Raw genomic sequence first — 17,050 nt, 5'->3', positions numbered from 1 at the left:
GTGTTCATGTGAAGGAACTAAAAATTGGACTAGTAATGTTGACAATATTGATTTTAGTGGCGATATTTGCTCCCTATATTGCTACAAAGGACCCATATTTACTAAATGATGATTTGATTGCAGAACCTTCAGCTAAGTATATATTTGGCACTGATGGATTAGGTAGAGATGTATTCAGTATGGTGATATATGGTACTAGAACTTCATTAAAAATAGGTATATTTGTTGCTGCTGTATCCTCAACTATTGGAATATTGATAGGGGGCGTAGCTGGATATATAGGTGGTAAAGTAGATAGGATTATTTCTGAGATTATAAATATATTTTTAATGTTGCCTACGTTTTTTATCACTTTAATCACTATTGCCATCTATGGCAGTAGTTTAAGAAATATAATTATTGTAATGGCTCTAACCAGTTGGACAGGCACTGCCAGATTAATGCGTTCTCAAGCAATATCTTTAAGGGAAAGAACTTTTATTAAAAGTGCCCAAACTATTGGGGAATCAAGTATTAGCATATTATTCAAGCATATTATACCCAATGGCATTTTTCCGATCATAACCAATTCCACTATGATAGTCTCTTCAGCCATACTATCAGAAGCAGGTTTATCTTTTTTAGGATTAGGCGATCCAAATGTTGTTAGCTGGGGTAAAATAATTGCTCATGGCAAGACTTATCTTCCCAGGAGTTGGTGGATATGTACTTTTCCGGGCTTAGCTATTGTATTCACTGTATTATCCTTTTATTTGATTGGTGAAGGGGCTCATAAACTTCTAAATCCTAAAATACGGACGAAAGGCTAAGGTAGTTAAAATGACATTATTAAAGATGCAACATTTAAATATTACTTATAAAACTCAAGAAAAAGCAATTAAAGCTGTAAGGGATTTCGATTTAAATATAGAATTGCAGGATTCAATGGGGATAGTTGGTGAATCTGGTTCTGGAAAGTCTACTTTAGCTATGGCGGTTTTACAATTATTACCCAAAGACATAACAGATATTTCAGGAGAGATAATATTCAATGGAATAGATCTATTAAAATTGAATTCTGAAGAATTGAAAGGAATAAAGTGGAAAGAAATTGCCTATGTCTTTCAAAAATCGATGAACTCATTAAGTCCAGTACATAAAATAGGATACCAATTAAGCGATGTTTACAAAGTACATGAACCAAATGCTAATAAAAGGCAGATAAGGGAAAGGGTATGCGAGTTATTTGAACTTGTTAATTTGCCTAGTAGGGTTTATGATCTATACCCGCATGAACTATCAGGAGGAATGATGCAAAGGGTGAGCATTGCTCTTAGCCTAATATATTATCCAAAAGTATTAATACTAGATGAGTCTACAACAGCTCTTGATGTTGTAACCCAAAGGCAGATATTAGAAGAAATTATGAAACTCCAAGAAAAATTAAACTTAACAAGAATAATGATAACTCATGATGTCTCCATAGTAGCTTCAACCTGCAATAAAATTGCAGTAATGTATGCAGGCTATTTACTTGAATCTGGTTATGTAACCGATGTTTTACATTCACCTAAGCATCCATATACTGAAGAACTTTTGAATTCTTATCCATCCTTAAGGGGAGAGAAGGGTTATTTAAAAGGAATTCCAGGATATCTTCCAGATTTAAGTCAGGAACATAAGGGATGCATTTTTGCTGATAGATGTAGAAAAGCTATGGAGAAATGCTTTTATAATAGACCGGAAATGGTAGAATTTTCTAATCAATGGAAAGTTGCTTGTCACCTAGCTGGGAGTGAGTATAGTGAGTAGCTTATTAGAAATAAAGGATTTAACCAAATATTATGTGAAGAAAAAAGCTAAAAATATATCTAGAAACAAGAAAAAAAGGCAAATAATAAAAGCAGTAGATGGAGTGAGTTTTTCCCTTGAGAGTGGAAAAGTGATGGGGATAATTGGTGAGTCAGGATGTGGTAAGTCTACTCTAGGGAGACTATTGATTGCTCTTGAGGAACCTACCAGTGGTATAGTTAAATTTCAAGGAAAATCTATCTCCAGCAGAATTAAGGAGGATCGATTAAAATTTAGAAGGGATTGTCAAATGATTTTTCAAAATCCCTTTGATACTTTTGACCCTAGAAACAATATTAAAAGGATTTTAACTTCTGCTTTAAAGATACATAATATAGGAAGTTCTAAAGAAGAAAGATTAGATATTTGTATAAAGTATATGGAAAATGCTGGTGTGATCCCAGCAAAAGATTATCTTAACAGATATCCTCATGAATTATCTGGCGGGCAACTTCAAAGAATATCAATTATTAGGTCCATGCTATTGAATCCTAAACTAATTATTGCAGATGAACCTGTGTCCATGCTTGATGTATCAGTGAGGGCAGATATAATAAATTTGCTTCTTGAAATTACAGAAAAACAAAAAGCCGGTTTAATCTTTATATCTCATGATATTGCTACTACTAGCTATATATCGGATAGTATAGCAGTAATGTATCTAGGTAGGATAGTTGAAATTGGGAGAACCTATGATATCATCAATAATTCAAAACATCCATATACAAAGGTGCTAATTTCAAATTGTATGTCTATAGATCCTTTTGAAAATAGTAAAGTAATAAAAATAAAGGGAGAACCAGTAACACCTATGGATGCAGGTGAAGGGTGCTATTTTGCTCCTAGATGCTATAAGGTATCAGAAAAATGCAAAGAATCATATCCTCCTATGATAAAGGTAGGAGAAGGACATTATGCATCATGTTTTTATTTATTTGATGGAGAAAGCTACCTTTTTACTCAATAAAGAAACACATGAAAGGAGGGAAATAGAGGGAATATTATACCAAGTATTACATAAAGCATTATAAAATAAAACATTATAAATATATAGATTCATAATTGGAGGGGAAATGAATGAAAAAATTAAGAAAAATATCATTATTATTAGCTATAGCCTTGATTCTAGGAGTGTTTATAATAGGCTGTACTAATAAAGCTGATGAAGTAGGAAATAATGATGGGGTTGATGAAGTAGTAAAAACGGGAGAAGCAGGAGATGATAGGGCCAAGGAAGGAGGAACGTTTGTTGTATCCATGGGAAGAGAGCCACAGACATATAATCCTAATGCTTATAATGATGATGGCGCATATATAGTTATTCAAAATATTTTTAATAAGCTGGTTAAAATAAATGGTTATGATGAGATTGTTCCAGATCTTGCAAAAGAATGGGAGTTTTCAGAAGACGGAACAGAAATAACTTTCTACCTTCATGAAAATGTGAAATGGCATGACGGAGAAGACTTTAGTTCTGAAGATGTTAAATGGACCTTTGAACAAATTCTTAAAGAGAAGGGGTTTGCTTCTGGTTCTTTGTCGGATATTGAAGGAATTATATGCCCTGATGAGAATACAGTAGTTATGAAGTTAAGTTCACCTAATTCAGGTATTCTTGGATATATTGCATGGTTTGGAACATATATAATGCCAAAACATATATATGAGGGTACCGATTGGTTAGAGAATCCAGCAAATCATAAACCAATAGGTACTGGACCATTTAAATTTGTTGAGCACAAAAGTGGTGAGAGTGTAACTATAGTTCGAAATGATGATTACTGGGGAGACAAGCCATATTTAGATAAGGTAGTATTTAGGATAATTCCTGAGCAAAGTACAGCTTATCAAGCATGGTTAAATGGAGAAATTGACCACACTCTAAATGGGGTACCTGCTACTGAACTTAGCAGATTTGAAAATGATGATAACTATTTAATATATGATAAACTTTGGCCAAATAGAGGATATATACTTTTTAATATGAAGGAAGGTAAATTTTCCGATTTAAAAGTAAGACAAGCAGTAGCCTATGGCATAGATAGGGATGAAATATTTACAAAAGCTCTTAAGGGAATTGGGTTAAAGGCTGAATACTTTATATCTCCACTTTATGAATGGGCTTTAAATAAGGATGTAAAGCTTCCAGAAAGAGATATAGAAAAAGCAAGGGCATTATTAGAAGAAGCAGGATATACAGCCGATGAAAATGGGATATATTTTACTACTACAATAGATACCTATCCTGGATTTGATGATATTGTTGAAGTATTGCAATCTAATTTTAGAGAATTTGGCATAGATTTGCAACATAATGCAATGGACGATCCGACTTATGATGAAAAGGTTTGGTTTGGTCGTGATTTTGAAATAACAATGCTTGGCGGATACCAGGGTCCAGACATATCGGCTATTGGCAATCGATTTGGTGCAGGTAGTGTAATGAACTTGGGAGATTACAATAACCCAAGAGTGGAAGAATTGTTAAAGGAAGGTGTAATCTTTTCTGCAAAGGAAGACAGAGCAGTTGTATACAAAGAGATACAAGAATTGTTAGCTGAAGACCTGCCAGCAATTTTCCTATATGAAAAAGGAGCAAAAATAGTTGTAAATTCTTATGTAAAAGGATATCCAGCGTCAGCTGAAGCTGTAGAAAAAGCCTCAGAATCAGAGTTTACTTATGTTTGGTTGGATAAATAAACAAAATCAAGCCTAATTAGGCTTGATTTTGTTTATTTATCCAACTTTACTGTAGAGACAACCTAATAGGTCTGTGGTCAGATATGTCGATGGGTAATACACTACTTTTTATATTACAATTTGCAAAGCCTCTTATAAAGAAAAAATCAATTTTTGGATTGCTATTATCATGGAAGCAGTTAAAAGTACAAATCCCTAGGGGGCCAACATCTATCATAGGGAAGCATTGATTTAGCATTATATAATAGGTATTAGAACCCTCTTTATCATTTAGGTCGCCACCAAGGATTATTCTTTTATTAAAAAACTTATAATCCTTTAGAACGTTCTTTATTGTTTTTGCTTGAAAAGATTGATCCCCTTGTAACCCTAAGTGGAATGTACCTATATACATGGGCAAATTTTCCACATAGACCTTTGTAAGAAGAAAACTGCGATCTTCTTTGCTATTTATTCTAGGTAAAGGGATTTTTAAAATAGTTGTCATGGGATAATAACTGAGAATTGCATTGCCGTAATATCCAGGTTTCATTTTCCTTGAAACAATATATTCATAGTTCCAAAGCTTTCCAGTTATCGATCTAAGCTTGTTTGCAATATATGAGGCTTGATGGATTTTTATACCAGAACGCAGAGTATATGCATCTACCTCCTGAAGGCATGCTATTGAAACTTTGGAATCCTTAATAATATCAACAATCCTATCCAAATTTTCAGTTTTTGGAAGAGGATAACTACCATCTTTATTTTGTCCTACTTTAATATTCCATGCGAGTATATTCATGCTCATTATTTACACCTTAAATTTTATTTTCAATTCTATTCTATGCAGAGAAGTAGTTCTTGTACATGAAGAATTTCCATTCTTATATATGATAGTATAATGTATGAACAAAGCCTTAATTCTTTTAAGGGTTTTATACTTTGTTTATTTATAAAAAATGTCGTTTATACCGATAAGAGTGCTGTTTGTCCAAAATTATTGTATTGAAGAAAGTTGTATGATAGCATATTAATAGAAATTATTGGTAGTAGATTTTTAGGTAGAAAAAATGAATACTTTAGCTATATTGGTATTCCAATAATGTATAATAGCTGAATTTCTCAAGTGAAATAAAGAATGTTGTTCTATTACATATATTTTTAATGTGAAGTAAAAATATAAAAAAATTTTAAAGAGAAATCTAAGTTGTAGTAATCTAATTTTTATATATGAAAATAAATGTTTAGCAAAATATATTATTATAAAATTGGCGTTGTGTTTTAATTATTAGTATAACATAAAGGGAGGGATTCCATTGGTTTAATTGATTTATATTGTAATTGCTGAACTGTTATTTTTAAAAAATTTAAACAAGGGGTGTGGGAATAAGTGAAAAACAAAAAATTAATTATTATCATAATAGCGGTCATGGTGTTAACAACAAGTGTTGTATTTGCAGGAACTATACCTAGAGCATTATATGATCATAAAAATACAACATCAAGCCTTAAGTATCTTGGAAGGGGTCGCCATACTTTAGAGGCACAAGCGGTAAATAGTTCTGGAACTGCATATGCAATGAAGGTTATTAAGTTGTGGCCAGACAAGGCAGTGGCTTCTGTCTATGTTTCAGGAAACAAAAAAGCAACAGATACTTTTGAAGCTCAAGATAAGACTGATGATGGAGTAAACCAATCATATTATATTAAGTGGGAACCGGTTGGATTTGGGAAAGCATATATATCAATATATGATTAAATTTTTCAACAAAGTGGGGTATACCCCACTTTGTTGAAATTATTGATAGAGGAAGTGAATTACATGAAATTATCAAAATTTTATTTTAAAATATATTTGAAAAATATAATATTCATTTTTATATTGCTGTCTGTAGGTTTTTTTTCCTTTTATAATAGGGAAACCTTAATTATATCCATTCTAGAATTTACAGTAGGATCTACATATGCTTTATTTTGTACTACTGCGGGGCTGATGATACTTGGTGCATATATTTCAGGGAAAGATTATGAAATAATAGATGTATTGGAAACAAATAAGTATAAGGCTTATTTGTCCAATATAATAACAGGTATTAAAATTATTACTTTACTTCTGTTAATACCAGGAATAATGATATTATTGTATTCTAATATATTAAATATTAATTATTATCAAATTAAAGAAATGCTGCATTTCATTATAATATGGTATGTTTCTAACATTTTTACATTAGTATTAGGAGCAACTATTGGCTTTTTTGTTAAAAGCCTTCTAAGATATATAATATGCATATTTCTATTTTTACCTCTAACGTCAGGATTGAAACCTGTAAATTTACTGAAATATAGGCTGTTAAATATATTTGAAGATAAGATAACTGCTCCAGTAAACTATGGGTCACCAGTAATATTCAATTTATTTTATGCACTAGATAAATTATTTATAGTTTCGATAATTTTATTTATGCTTGTAGTTACATATTTAAAAGCTAAGAAAAAGCCTTATAAAAACTACATTTTTGTAATATTTATTTTAGTCTTAGTTGAATTTCTCATAATTCAAGGTTCAGCTAAATCAAGAACCGTAATTTTTAATAGTATGGACTATGTAGAAAATGCAGAAAAAGAAATTAATACAAGTTATTCCATAAGCAACTATAATATGAATATAAATTTGAACAATAAATTTAGCAATAGATGTTCAATTGAGCTAGTTAAAGAAGCAGATAAGTTGGAATTTTATTTAAGTGAAATATTTAAAATAGAGGAGATTTTAGTTAATGGAAAACAGGTGAAATATTCAAGAGATAAGGACTTGGTAAGTATAGAAGATTTAGATATTCAAGATGAGGATTTGATTTTAGATATATATTATTCTGGAAGGGTTTATATAGAAAATGGCTTAGGCACTAATATATGCTATGTTAGCAGTAGAGATATTTCATTAATGGACAATGTTTTTTATTGGTATCCTGTTATAGCTAGTAAAAATGAGTCTTGTAATTTTAATATAGTTGTAAATAGCAAAACTAAGATATATAGTAATTTACCAATACTCAATATGAAAAAGAAAGAGGGCAAATTCTATGTATCCACTTTAAAAGGTTATAGCAAGGGGGTTAATATATTTTCCGGCAACCTTGTGGAAACTAAACATGGAGATATAAATGTAATATATCCAAGGGGACTAGATGAGGAAAGGATAGTATCTTTTGTTGAGGAGGAATTAAATAGCGATATCTTTTCAAAATTAGATATTTCTAAACTAAGGCAAATTATAATTACTCCTTATGACAATATTCCTATTAGAGTATATGGAGATACCGTTATGATGCCATCAAGGTTTATTTAATGAATGTATGAGGGGGAGTAAGATGGGAAATAGGCTAAGTGTAAGCAATATAAAATTTTATTATTTCAATAAGGAGGTTCTTTCTGGTATTACATTTGAACATGATGACAATGGAATAATTGCCTTGTTAGGGCCTAATGGGGCCGGGAAAACTACTTTGATGAGAATATTAGTTGGTTTAAAAAAAGCCAAGACTGGTAATGTATATTATAATGGGGAAGACCTATTAAATAACCGTAATAAACTTATAAAAGCTGTAGGTTATTTACCACAGAATTTTGAAATCTATAGCAATGTATCAGGACTAGATTTTCTATCCTATGTATGTGATGTTAAAATGTTAAACGAAAAGGAAAAAAAGGACAACATAGAATTTGTAGTTGAAAAATTCAATTTAGAAAGAGTAATAAAAAAGAGGTTTGGAAGTTATTCAGGAGGCTATAAAAGAAGGCTTGGAATTGCTCAAGCAATGATCGGTAACCCCCAATTTATTATAATTGATGAGCCAACAGCTGGCCTTGATCCAGAGCAGAGATTTGAATTTAGACAATATCTAACCAATATTGGGAAGGATAAAATAGTTCTAATTTCTACCCATATAGTAGAAGATATAGCTTTTTATTGTAGTAAAGTTATAATTTTAAATGAAGGAAAGATTACTTTCGATGGTACACCAGATGAACTGATTGGATTAGTAGATGGTAAAATTTATGGTGGTACAATTAATGTAGAAGAGTACGGTACACTTAAAGGACAATTAAATATAATAGAACAATCAGGCATGGAAGATGGGAAAATCAGTTTAAAAGTTATATGTGAGGACAAAGCTCCTCATGGATTTAAAAAAATAAAACCAACTTTGGAGAATGCATATGTGTACTTTCAGAAGGGATAAAATAAATTTAAAAAGAACTATTAGTATAACTGATAAAAACAAATATGTATTTAAATCCATCTTGATAATATCCATATTCCTTATTTTAATGAGCATTTTAAATAGTGGGTGGACTTCGCCTTATGGATTGTCCATCGGTCAATGGTATGCAAGAAGCGGTCTGTTATGGAAAGATAAGTTTTTTGAGGCATATGTTCCTTTATTGACCTCTATCATTATTTCTACTGGATTTTATAGAGATTATGAAAGCAATATATATGAGATAATGACCTACTATAATAAGGGAAAATATAATATTAGTGTATTTATAAGATGGGCTTTGTATACAGTTTTGATGTTAATAACAACTTTTATTGCAATAATTATTCAATATATAGCTTGTTTAGAATCTCCTATATCAATTTTAATATTAGTAGCAAGGTTTTTCCCACCAGTATTATTTATGAGTTCATTATCTTTGGCAATAACGGTTATTTTTAAAAACCCTCTATTAGCGAGTATAGTGACAACAATATATGTAATATTAGATGTTTTTTCAACTGGCAGGTTATTTAAGATATTTACTTTAATGGGGAATTCGTTTGTTTTAAGTACGCCAAGTGCTTTCTATATAAATAGATTTACTCTTGTAATGTTTTCGATAATCTTTGCCTATGTTACTTCTAAGAAGTCCATAGAAGTATAGCAGGTATTATAAGCTGACTACAATCATATATGGGTAGTGAAATGATTTAATTGACATGTTTTTTTTTACAATTTCTTTAGGCCATTCAGCTACTAATAGTTTGTAGTGGATAATATATTATAAGCAGAACAGTATATTGCTTTTATGATATAATATTGAAAATAGATGATGATATATTGAGCTTAAATACAAAATTTAAAGGAAGCAACAATGGCTGAAAGAAATTTTGATAAACTATTAGGTATAAGTACTGTTGGAATTTTTAAAAAGGTATTTATAATATATTAGAATCACTAGAGAAGGATAGCCATCTAGCAGATATTATACTTTATTATCCAATGCCTAAATATAAACAATTTCTTAAAAGTCAAGATTCATTTAGAATACTAAATAAAATTAGAGTACTAGGAGCAGATGATATAAGAGAAAAGTTCATCATTTATAGGTATGGGTAAGAGCTATTATCCCGATTTTTGTTTGTTTTCCCAGACAATATTACATCAAGGGTCTTTCCTTTTTTCATTTTTCTTATGACAAATGTGTTATTTCATATCATATTTAAGAATGAGATCAACTTTTACCTTGGTCATATTTTATTCTAGGAGAATGTAAAATTCTATTTAAGAATTAAAGTATTAAAATATCCCCATTTATAAAAGGTGGGGATGTTTTTCTATTTATGGACATATTATAAAAAGTTAATATATCTACTCCGAGGTTTGGTAAAATTCACGTCAGACTTATGGTATAGTATCTGCAACATCTTAAATTGTCACTTACAGTTATAGGTATAAATAACATATTATCAAAAAATGTCGTTCATACCGGTAAGAGTGTTGTTTGTCCAAATCTATTGTAATGTACAAAATGGTATGATAACCTTTTTATAAAAAGTACTAATAGTATGGTAAGTATTAGAGAGAAGGTGTTTTAATTGAGGTGGTGGTATTAATTAATATATAGCTTTAGTTTTATAGTTTGAATCACAGTGAGATTTGGTGGAAAAATATTAAGTATCTATCCTGAAAAGATAACTATATAATAATTAAACATTATTAAAATAGAGATTATCAAAGTAGAAGCGTATATTACAATGAAAGGGAGGAGAATAGAGATGAAAAGGAGAGTAGTATTATTTTGCATAGTTACACTATTAATTATTTCTGCAATCCCAGTATTTGCAAATGGTACTATTTATAGTTTCCATGATGGGAAATCGGGCAGAGGCTTTATGATTGTGAAAGCAGAAGATGTTCTACCAGATGATTCGGCTTTTTATCCAGCTAAGGTAGATGATAGATATATTTACAACAAAGATGGAGAAAGAGTAGGTTATTGGCTAGCGGGAAAAAGAAGCGGAGAGGTGATTTCAGAGTACAAACCATATATTGGAGAAGGTAAGGCTTCTGTAAAGAATGGACTGGGAGTGGTTGATGACGGTGGTTGGGTTACAGTCGGTGATTGGAGTAGAGCGGCAGCAAAATGGACAATTAGGGGAATAAATAAAGCATATTATGATTACAGATAGTTTATCAGGAGAGAACATAGAAAATCTTTGATAAATAAAATGAGATAGTATTTCGTACGCTTCTACTTTGATATAGATTCTAAAAGAAAAAATTTTTTTAGGTTTCTTCTTATAGAAAACATCAATTATAAAAGGGGAGAGTTTGTATTTGAAGAGGATTCTTAATTTGTTGATGTTAATTTTAGGTACTTTATTCTTATTTATAATTATAGAGTTTTCAGAATTACATTATGTAAACAAGTTAATGTACAAAAACAGTTCAGCATTTACATTGATATGCGACCAAAGTATTCACTCCGAGGAAGAGATTCTTTACCATTTGAATAAAATTAGTGAGGAAGAAAATATATATTTAGCTAAATATACTATGGTAAATTCTGATGATATATATATTTATTCAACGGATACGACATTAGACGGAAAAGTCAGTTTAAGTTCTGGAAAGTTTCCTCAAGATGGTTCCGAGACATATATCTGTGATAAATATTATGATGCCCCTAACCAAATTGGAACATTTAAAGCTTTTTTAAAAGAGGATACAATAAGAATATATCCAATCAACAATTTGTCAAAGGTAGGTGGATATGGTGGTTTATATTATATAGGTACAACAGATCAGGAAATTTTAAATAGGGTAGTTGAATATTTAAATAATTATTTAGGCAAGACAGAAATCTTTGAGGTTTACAATCCAAACCTATTAGAATATTTTTTGGATATTTTAAGTGAAAATTTTATGTTAATAGGATTTACAGCATTGCTTTTTGTTGTACTATTCATCTTTAGTTGTATACGATTTGCCATTTCTCAGTGTAAAAATATTACTATTTTAAAGTTGTGGGGATACAGTGTAAGGAGAATATTTTTATTTTATTTAGAGGGATTTAAATTTTCGATATTGTTAAATTTCGGAATTCTATCAATGGGGGTCACCATATATTTGAAAAGCATTGGAAGAGTTAATTATCTTTCCGAATTTTTATTTGCAATTATGTTATTTCTAGGAATTATGTTATTGTTTTTGCTTGTTGTGGTTTTATTAGTCTCGTCTTTTCAAGGGAAATATTATAGTAAGTATGAATTGCTGAAAAATAGGAAGACTTTTAATATTGTATATAAATTACAGCTTGCATTAAAGTGTATTATTTTAATCTTTATAATATTTATTTTTACATTTTCCAAAGAGATAAATGACAAGTTAAATAAATTTTATTATGGAAATGAATACTGGAGCTATGCTGAAAACATTTATGGAACTCGGGCGTGGTTTCTAACTGAAGATCCAGTAGCCTTTAGAGAATATGAATTGAAGTCCAAAGAATTTTATAGAGAATTAGAAGATGAAATGAATATGTTTTTTATTAGAGCTTTTAATTATCACAAGTTATCATCTGGAGTATATATTTATGATGCTAATACAGATGGGGAAATTGAACTTCTTTCACCTTCAGGAAAGTCGATAATGGTAAATGAAAATTATTTGAAAAGACATCCTATAAAGGATATACATGGTGAAGATGTTGTAAATAGAATAATTAAAGATGAATTAATACAAAATATTTTAGTTCCAATTTCATTAAAAGAGCATGAAGATTTTATTAAGGACAAGTTTATTGAAGGATTTTATTTTTTAAAAGTAAGGGTTGCTGACATATACAATGAGAAGATGAACATGCCCCCTGAAGAAACAAAGATTGAAGACTTGGATATCAATATCATTTATGTTCCTGATAATTTAAGATACTTTACATATGATCCTGATGTAGAAGGAGAATATGGTAACTGTGTTGAAAACCCCATTGTAGTGATAGATACTTTGAACTTAGATCCTTCTAACTATTATTCATACTTAACTAATTGTTGCTATATTGAAGGTGATATTAAATCCACTGAAAAATTCATTTCAATTTCAGAGAAATATGGATTAACTAATATATTCAATACTCTATCACCTATTTATGATTTACGTGCAGAAGAAATAAGAAATCTGAGAAACCTTACTCGTATAACAGAGATACTACAATTTATATTGATTATAGGCTTTGGAGTATCTACTATTTTATTTAATCTATCCTATTATGAAAGTAAAAAATATAAATTATATTTAAAATATTTATTTGGATATAGTTTTGCTAGGAGAAGCATGCATGTTATATTAATTAACACAGCTGCAATAGGAATAATACTGACATATTATAGTGTGCCGTTTATATTTATGCTTTTAATATTGTTAGCAGATTTGCTGGCTATGATTCTGCTTTCTGCGTTAATAAGTAGAAAGTCCATAAGTTACATGATGAAAGGAGGGCATTAGAGTGATAGAATTATTAAACATTTCTAAATCATTTGGAGACAAACTTATCTTCGAAGATGTAAATCTTACAATAAAAAAAGGTGAATTTGTTATAATTACAGGAGAAAGTGGAAGCGGTAAAACAACTCTTCTGAATATAATGTCTTTAATGGAACAACCTGATAAAGGAAACATATTTATAGAAGGTACTAAAATTAATAGTTTAAAAGGAAAACAGAGGTTTTTTAGAGAAAAGGCAGGGTTTATATTTCAAAACTATGCCTTAATGGAAGAAGAGACAGTTTTTAATAATATAAAGATATCATTAGCATATAAGAAGTGCAAGGATAAAGGAGCTGTTATTAAAGACTCTTTGAATAAGGTTGGTTTAGATAATTATCAAAACAAAAAAATTTATCAATTAAGTGGTGGGGAACAGCAAAGAGTATCTTTGGCAAGGTTGCTAGCTAAAGATTCCCAATATATATTTGCAGATGAGCCTACTGGCAATTTAGATGGAGATAACAGTAGAAAGGTTTATGAGATTTTAAAAGAACTCAATAAAAAGGGTAAGACAGTAATTTTAGTAACACATGATGAAAGAATTGCCAATATTGAAGGATGTAAAAAGTTAGTTATAAAAAATCGTAAGATTATTGCATGAGCGGAGATGGTATTTTAGGATCCTATACAAGGGTTAGTTAATATTCATAAACCCAGCAAAGGCTGATTTTCTAATATCCACACAATTATATAGGTCTAGTTTTTGAAGGAGGATAACTACTATCTTTATTTTGCCCTACTTTAATATTCCATGCGAGTATATTCATGTTTTCCTTTACACCCTAAATTTTATTGTCAATACTATTTTATGCATAGGAGTAGTTCTTATATATGAAGATTTTCCATTCCTGTATAGGATAGTATACTGTGCGAACAAAGCCTTAATTCTTTTAAGGGTTCTATACTTTGTTTATTTATAAAAAATGTCGTTTATACCGATAAGAGTGCTGTTTGTTCCAAATTATTGTATTGAAGAAAGTTGTATGATAGCTTATTAATAGAGATCATTGGCTAGGCGGGTAAGTGGCTAAGGTCTAACAGAGAAGCTACAAAAACTTTTAAAGCTATAGTTGAACTTGAAGATGGAACAAAACAATCATATTATATCAGTTATTAAAGTATTAGAAGCAGAGTATCTGAAAGGCAGGGGAGGAGAGTGTTAGAGGATACTGGGAATAATATTTTAGAAGTAATACCTGAATATATGATGATATCGCTTATTTCATCCAAAATAAAAGCATTGGTGGTAGGCGGAGGGACAGCAGGTTTTATAAAGGCAAAATCCTTTGCTAACAGGGGCTGTAAGGTGGTCGTGGTATCAAAAGAGTTTTGTAGTCAATTTGAACAATTAAGCGGCCTCAAGAATTTAGAGCTGATTAAAGAGTCTTATGATACCAGATTTATTCAAGATAAACATTTGATTGTAATTGCTACCAATGATCAATGCTTGAATCAAAGGATTAAAGAGGAATGTGACAAAAATCATAAGATTTATTTGAACTGTGATGATTTTAAGCAAGGATTATTTGTCACTCCGGTACAGAAAAGAACAGATTATATACATATTGCCTTACATACGATTCTTGGTAGTCCAAAAACCTCTAAATTTTTGTTAAATCGGATGAAAGAAGAAATAAATCAATATGATGAATTTGTATCTTTTCTTTGTGCGTTTAGAAATACAATCGGAGATGAACCGGATAAAAATGAAATCATGGATTTTATGAATACAAAAGATTTCTATGAGTTTTATCAGGCAGGCAAACATCTTTTAATTTTGAAGATGTTTTATCCTGAAATAGCATTAATTACAACCAAAAAGGAGATGGGATATTAGACTCAACATTGAAGAATGTTGTCGTCCAATAATGAGAGAGGACTAAATTGCCTGTTAGGGTAAATTTGTTTAAACAGAAGGAAGTGGAAAGATGGGGAAAGTATATTTAATTGGTGCAGGACCTGGAGATGAAGAATTGCTAACACTAAAAGCGGCACGAATTTTATCAACATGTACTGCTGTGATGTATGACAGATTAGTAAACAGCAGTATACTGCGGCATTTAAATAATAATTGTGAAATCTATTACTGCGGCAAGGAGCCGGGATGCCATTATAAAACTCAGGAAGAAATCAATGAAATGCTGGTGTCCCTTGCAAAGAAAGGTCATATTGTGGGAAGAATCAAGGGAGGAGACCCTTTTGTATTCGGTAGAGGTGGGGAGGAGATACTCCATTTGAGGAAAGAGAATATTGAGTTTGAAGTGATTCCTGGAATTACTTCAGCCCTTTCAGTGTTAAACTATGCTGGGATACCAGTTACTCATCGCAAGATTGCACAGAGCTTTCATGTATTTACTGGGAAAAGTGCAGAAGAATTGAATATTGACTGGAATTCCATTGCAACATTGAAGGGGACCTTAATTTTTCTGATGGGACTTGGGAACTTACAGCATATTTCTTTTAAATTAATAGAAAGCGGTATGGAGCCAAATTGCCCATGTGCAGTGATTATGCGTGGGACTACGGCAAAACAAAGAAAAGTTGTCGGAACCCTCCAGAATATTGTAGAAAAGGTTAAGGAGTCAGGTTTACAATCACCCTGCATTATAGTTGTAGGGAATGTGGTGAATTTTCAGAAGCAATTTGCTTGGTATGAAAAAAAGCCATTGTTTGGTAAGAATATATGTGTTACTCGTTCGAAAGGGCAAGCCAGACAGCTCCGTGAAAAATTGCTGGACATGGGGGCTGAAGTAACTGAAATAAATAGTATACAGATAAAAAATAGGGATGAAAAATTGAATTCATACCTTCAGCATCTAGAACAATATAACTATGTAGTATTTACCAGTGTAAATGGAGTCAACATATTTTTTAACAAGCTATTGACGGAAGGGATTGATATCAGGAAAATTAAAGCGTCGTTTGCAGCCATAGGTGCTGCGACAGCAGAAGCCATAAGAAGTAAAGGAGTCATTCCAGAGATAATTGCAGAGCAGTTTGTAGCAGAAGCTTTATTTGATAAGCTTACTAAGTACGTGAAGCCGGGGGACCGTATTTTAATTCCCCGTTCCAAAAATGCAAGACCTTATCTTCGTGAAGCTTTAACGGAATTTGGATGCCAGGTGGATGAAGTTCATATCTATGAAGTCATTCTAGGGGAACTAAAGGATGAGAGGGGTTTTGATGAGGTAGACATAGTACTGTTTACCAGCCCATCTACCGTAGAAAATACTATTGCCATGGTTGGAATTGAAAAGGTAAAAAGCAAAGAGTGTATAGCAATAGGACCTATTACTCAAAAAGCATTAATAGAAAAAAATATTCCATGTAAAGTTTGTGATCAATATTCTGTGGAAGGAATTATTAAAAAATTGTTGGAGATAAGGGGGGAATAGAAAATATTTGAAAATATTGGTAGTGTAAAATAATTTGTGCTTTTAGGAAATAAAATTCTCTTTTCTGGCAAGAATCTAAATAAGACCAAAACTAGAAAGGAGAATTTTTTATGGCAACTTTACCAAAGGAAGTTTTAAGAAATATGATAGTAGATGGAGATTTAAAAACAGTAAATGATCTCCACACATATCTTAAAGAAATGTTTAAAGATGCACTACAAGAGATGTTAGAGGCAGAATTAGAGGTAGAATTAGGATATGTAAAAGGAGATAAAAAGAACAAAAATACAGATAATCGTAGAAATGGTACTACGAAAAAGACTGTAA

General features: G+C 31.0%; 15 protein-coding genes. 14 read left to right on the top strand and 1 reads right to left on the bottom strand.

Features of this window, described 5'->3' with window-relative positions; genetic code table 11:
• Positions 1-8 precede the first annotated feature (8 nt).
• The 4 genes from BLV68_RS12875 (at position 9) to BLV68_RS12860 (ending at position 4,530) form a co-directional block, all read left to right on the top strand.
• A complete protein-coding gene (locus BLV68_RS12875) occupies positions 9-809 on the top strand; it encodes an ABC transporter permease (protein WP_234949924.1) in 801 nt (266 codons plus the stop codon).
• A 10-nt stretch (positions 810-819) separates the two neighbouring features.
• Complete coding sequence (locus tag BLV68_RS12870) at positions 820-1,791, top strand: ABC transporter ATP-binding protein (protein WP_093754486.1); 972 nt, start codon at positions 820-822, stop codon at positions 1,789-1,791.
• On the top strand, positions 1,784-2,797 hold the full coding sequence (locus BLV68_RS12865) for an ABC transporter ATP-binding protein (protein ID WP_093754484.1): 1,014 nt from the start codon (positions 1,784-1,786) through the stop codon (positions 2,795-2,797). Before BLV68_RS12870 ends, BLV68_RS12865 begins: the two co-directional genes overlap by 8 nt.
• Before the next feature lie 110 nt (positions 2,798-2,907).
• Positions 2,908-4,530 (top strand): ABC transporter substrate-binding protein, encoded by a 1,623-nt coding sequence (locus BLV68_RS12860; RefSeq protein WP_093754482.1) that lies wholly within the window; start codon positions 2,908-2,910, stop codon positions 4,528-4,530.
• Between the two features lie 46 nt (positions 4,531-4,576).
• Here the strand turns inward: BLV68_RS12860 and BLV68_RS12855 are convergent, their stop codons facing one another.
• Positions 4,577-5,320: an endonuclease/exonuclease/phosphatase family protein gene (locus tag BLV68_RS12855; RefSeq protein WP_093754480.1), complete on the bottom strand. Its 744-nt coding sequence runs from the start codon at positions 5,318-5,320 to the stop codon at positions 4,577-4,579.
• A gap of 582 nt (positions 5,321-5,902) precedes the next feature.
• Between BLV68_RS12855 and BLV68_RS12850 the strand changes: the two genes are divergently transcribed.
• The 10 genes from BLV68_RS12850 to BLV68_RS12800 all read left to right on the top strand — a co-directional run.
• Positions 5,903-6,271 carry a hypothetical protein gene (locus BLV68_RS12850; protein ID WP_093754478.1) on the top strand — a complete coding sequence of 123 codons (369 nt, stop codon included), beginning with the start codon at positions 5,903-5,905 and terminating at the stop codon, positions 6,269-6,271.
• A gap of 63 nt (positions 6,272-6,334) precedes the next feature.
• The gene (locus tag BLV68_RS12845; protein ID WP_093754476.1) at positions 6,335-7,864 is read left to right on the top strand and encodes a hypothetical protein; all 1,530 of its coding nucleotides are present in this window, start codon (positions 6,335-6,337) and stop codon (positions 7,862-7,864) included.
• A 22-nt stretch (positions 7,865-7,886) separates the two neighbouring features.
• Complete coding sequence (locus BLV68_RS12840) at positions 7,887-8,759, top strand: ATP-binding cassette domain-containing protein (RefSeq protein ID WP_093754474.1); 873 nt, start codon at positions 7,887-7,889, stop codon at positions 8,757-8,759.
• Positions 8,737-9,444 carry a hypothetical protein gene (locus BLV68_RS12835; RefSeq protein ID WP_093754472.1) on the top strand — a complete coding sequence of 236 codons (708 nt, stop codon included), beginning with the start codon at positions 8,737-8,739 and terminating at the stop codon, positions 9,442-9,444. Before BLV68_RS12840 ends, BLV68_RS12835 begins: the two co-directional genes overlap by 23 nt.
• A gap of 1,114 nt (positions 9,445-10,558) precedes the next feature.
• The gene (locus BLV68_RS12825; protein ID WP_093754470.1) at positions 10,559-10,972 is read left to right on the top strand and encodes a hypothetical protein; all 414 of its coding nucleotides are present in this window, start codon (positions 10,559-10,561) and stop codon (positions 10,970-10,972) included.
• A gap of 148 nt (positions 10,973-11,120) precedes the next feature.
• The gene (locus BLV68_RS12820; protein WP_093754468.1) at positions 11,121-13,286 is read left to right on the top strand and encodes a hypothetical protein; all 2,166 of its coding nucleotides are present in this window, start codon (positions 11,121-11,123) and stop codon (positions 13,284-13,286) included.
• A gap of 1 nt (position 13,287) precedes the next feature.
• Positions 13,288-13,929: an ABC transporter ATP-binding protein gene (locus tag BLV68_RS12815; RefSeq protein ID WP_093754466.1), complete on the top strand. Its 642-nt coding sequence runs from the start codon at positions 13,288-13,290 to the stop codon at positions 13,927-13,929.
• Between the two features lie 555 nt (positions 13,930-14,484).
• Positions 14,485-15,165 (top strand): NAD(P)-dependent oxidoreductase, encoded by a 681-nt coding sequence (locus BLV68_RS12810; protein ID WP_093754464.1) that lies wholly within the window; start codon positions 14,485-14,487, stop codon positions 15,163-15,165.
• A gap of 91 nt (positions 15,166-15,256) precedes the next feature.
• Positions 15,257-16,723, top strand: a complete 1,467-nt coding sequence (cobA, locus tag BLV68_RS12805; protein WP_093754462.1) for a uroporphyrinogen-III C-methyltransferase — start codon at positions 15,257-15,259, stop codon at positions 16,721-16,723.
• Positions 16,724-16,833: 110 nt separating this feature from the next.
• Positions 16,834-17,050: transposase (locus tag BLV68_RS12800; protein WP_200773788.1), on the top strand; the 217-nt coding region annotated here is incomplete at its 3' end.

This window comes from Tepidimicrobium xylanilyticum, assembly GCF_900106765.1.
Lineage (GTDB): Bacteria > Bacillota > Clostridia > Tissierellales > Tepidimicrobiaceae > Tepidimicrobium > Tepidimicrobium xylanilyticum.
The sequence above is the reverse complement of the archived record's forward strand: the minus strand, read 5'-3'. Positions and strand labels throughout refer to the sequence as shown.

Coding starts and splice junctions, on each gene's coding strand:
- BLV68_RS12870 (WP_093754486.1), top strand. CDS start 820: ATGACATTATTAAAGATGCAACATTTAAATATTACTTATAAAACTCAA.
- BLV68_RS12860 (WP_093754482.1), top strand. CDS start 2,908: ATGAAAAAATTAAGAAAAATATCATTATTATTAGCTATAGCCTTGATT.
- BLV68_RS12855 (WP_093754480.1), bottom strand. CDS start 5,320: ATGAGCATGAATATACTCGCATGGAATATTAAAGTAGGACAAAATAAA.
- BLV68_RS12845 (WP_093754476.1), top strand. CDS start 6,335: ATGAAATTATCAAAATTTTATTTTAAAATATATTTGAAAAATATAATA.
- BLV68_RS12840 (WP_093754474.1), top strand. CDS start 7,887: ATGGGAAATAGGCTAAGTGTAAGCAATATAAAATTTTATTATTTCAAT.
- BLV68_RS12835 (WP_093754472.1), top strand. CDS start 8,737: ATGTGTACTTTCAGAAGGGATAAAATAAATTTAAAAAGAACTATTAGT.
- BLV68_RS12825 (WP_093754470.1), top strand. CDS start 10,559: ATGAAAAGGAGAGTAGTATTATTTTGCATAGTTACACTATTAATTATT.
- cobA (WP_093754462.1), top strand. CDS start 15,257: ATGGGGAAAGTATATTTAATTGGTGCAGGACCTGGAGATGAAGAATTG.